The following is a 2272-nucleotide window of genomic DNA, read 5'->3' as shown; positions in this document are numbered from 1 at the left end:
AAACCAAACCTTAAGCGAGACACCGGCGTTGCGCCCTACGCCACGCTCAAACCACCCACACCTACATCACAAGAGCCGAGAAGTGCTACAAGTCGTACTCTCCTTCGCTGTGTATTGAAATGCTCTACGACGTAGACGCAGTGTTTCCGGACCCGGATTACTTAGTTGACGCTGCCATATATGATAATGAAGTAGCATCCTTTAAACGGCTATTCTCGGAACACGATTCGATAGTTGACGCCTGTGACGCGAACGATGGAGTCGGACACGTTAACGACTCGCGGTGGCCAGCAGTTGAGGCGGCGGCTTGGGACGTACTTCGTCAAATTTCCAAAAATGATGAAAGTAGCCAATAGGCCGAAGATGAATATGGCGTCCCCTCCCGGGTCGCGCTGGAACCGCAGCCGTAACCACGGCGCCCAGCGGATAGGCTATCTCTTCGGAAACCGTTCAGGTCGATCGGCTGGCCACACCCGTACGCTTGATGGTGGGTGCGGGTGGCTTCACTTCGGGCGTTGGCCAAAAGACAGGCAAGCATATCAATGTATATTCGAACGGATACATACGATGACATCTGGTAATCAGAACCGTGGTTCACGGTCCGATCTACCCGATTGGGCCGATCCACGACTGGTGGTGCGAATTTCCGGACGGGGTGACGAGCCTTTCGTGATCAGTGGCAATCCACATACGTTCCGCGGTCTGGTCAGCCTTTACAGCCTTCGTGACCGTGTTGGGCAATCCGCACATCCGCGCGACATCATCGTCCAGTCGGAGTACGCACGTGGGTATCTATCAGGATATCTGTCGGGCAATGAGCCGACCCCTCCGTCCACGATGTTGCTCGAAGGCAGCCGGATGGGATCGCGAGCGGGACTTCTTCCACGCCTTTGAGCGAGAACTTCCGGTGGAGCGCGGTGGGTTGTTCGCGGTGAACGCCGTGTACGCAGGCGATCGTACGACCGACGAATTCGACATTCTAGAGCGCATGTTTGAAGCGCTCGACAGCACCGCGAATTTTTGGGAGTCGGCACGATGGGTGCCCGTTTGCGCTGACCACATGCCGGCGATGCGTATTCGAACGGCAGAGGACATTCGGAACGTCGCTGCATGGTTCACTTCTCCGATGGCGCTGCAGGGTGCGTGGAATCCTCGGCGCGATATCAGGGTGGTCAATGCCGCCCCCAGTGGAGTGACCGACGGCGCAGTCGAACTCGTGTTCCGTATCACCGCTGACGAGGAAGGCGGACTCGATCAGCTTGGGGTGACCGTCAACATCGAACGGCCCGAGGTACTCGACGACAGCGGTGATGGGCGGCACCCATCTGTCGAAGCAGCGGTCGGATCCGTTCTGCATGCTGTTGTCGTCGGGTTGCAGCCCGATGTCGCGTCGGCATCCGGCGGCGCGGCACTCCTGGCCTGCAATGCCTTTGGCGTCGATGTGGAAGGATATGGGGCTCGATCACCGCTGTCCCGGGCTGGCTCACGTACCTGGGTCCCCGGGTAGCGCACCGAACCGCCTCGGCAGCACTTGACCACGACTCGCTTCGTGTGAGCCAATCCGGTCCCGGGATACTCATCGAATATGTTCACGGACTGCAAGCGCTTGGAGTCGACGACGCGAACATGCTGGCGGCGGCCATTGACGCTGATGACGAGTAGCTGTTCGTTGCGCGGTCAGTCGTCCGACGTCGAGGTGAGCTCCGATACGCGCTGCGGAGACACCTGCATCAGGTATCCGACGCATCGGACCGTAAGGCCTTGCTCGCGGAACCTCAGTGCCACTCGGCGGGACTCGCTCGCCGCTTCGCGCTGCACCTGCTCAAGACGCTGCAAGTAGGTACGGACGCCGGCGAGGGCTTATCGATCGGCGTGGGTATCGGCCGTGGGCATTTGCATCGAGCGGCGCTCGGATTCGGCTTGCCGACGCAGTGCGTCGATATGCGCCTCGCTCGGTCGCAACGTCATTTCCTCGGTGCCGACGATACCGGTCTGATACCGCCTTCTGCGGTGTCCGCAGACGGGTGCTACGGCACGGCAAATGTCGCGAATCCGGGCGTGATGATGCCCGATGCCAGAATTGTCAGGGCGATTGTCGACGGTCACGTATTTCCTCAGGGGTTTCCGTCACGGAATTCCTCAGGTGGGGTGTGCTGGGTACAGGTTAGCGGTATTCGAGATTTAGTTGGTGGCGGTGGTGCGTCCGGGACGTTTGCGGGGTCGGTAGGAGGCGCCGTCCATGAGGATTTGGTGGCTGGTGTTGATGAGGCGG

2 protein-coding genes and 1 pseudogene are annotated in these 2272 nt (G+C 59.6%); 1 reads left to right on the top strand and 2 read right to left on the bottom strand.

The features are described from left to right. Positions 1–784 precede the first annotated feature (784 nt). Positions 785–1507, top strand: a complete 723-nt coding sequence (locus tag ACLQ3C_RS21335; RefSeq protein WP_425707097.1) for a hypothetical protein — start codon at positions 785–787, stop codon at positions 1505–1507. A gap of 353 nt (positions 1508–1860) precedes the next feature. Here ACLQ3C_RS21335 and ACLQ3C_RS21330 read toward each other — a convergent pair whose 3' ends face one another. After that, the gene (locus tag ACLQ3C_RS21330; protein ID WP_425707096.1) at positions 1861–2106 is read right to left on the bottom strand and encodes a hypothetical protein; all 246 of its coding nucleotides are present in this window, start codon (positions 2104–2106) and stop codon (positions 1861–1863) included. Between the two features lie 75 nt (positions 2107–2181). Beyond that, a pseudogene (locus ACLQ3C_RS21325) lies at positions 2182–2272 on the bottom strand (ATP-binding protein); the annotation flags it as partial.

The organism is Gordonia sp. DT30, from assembly GCF_049844915.1.
Classification (GTDB): Bacteria; Actinomycetota; Actinomycetes; order Mycobacteriales; family Mycobacteriaceae; genus Gordonia.
The sequence above is the reverse complement of the archived record's forward strand: the minus strand, read 5'-3'. Positions and strand labels throughout refer to the sequence as shown.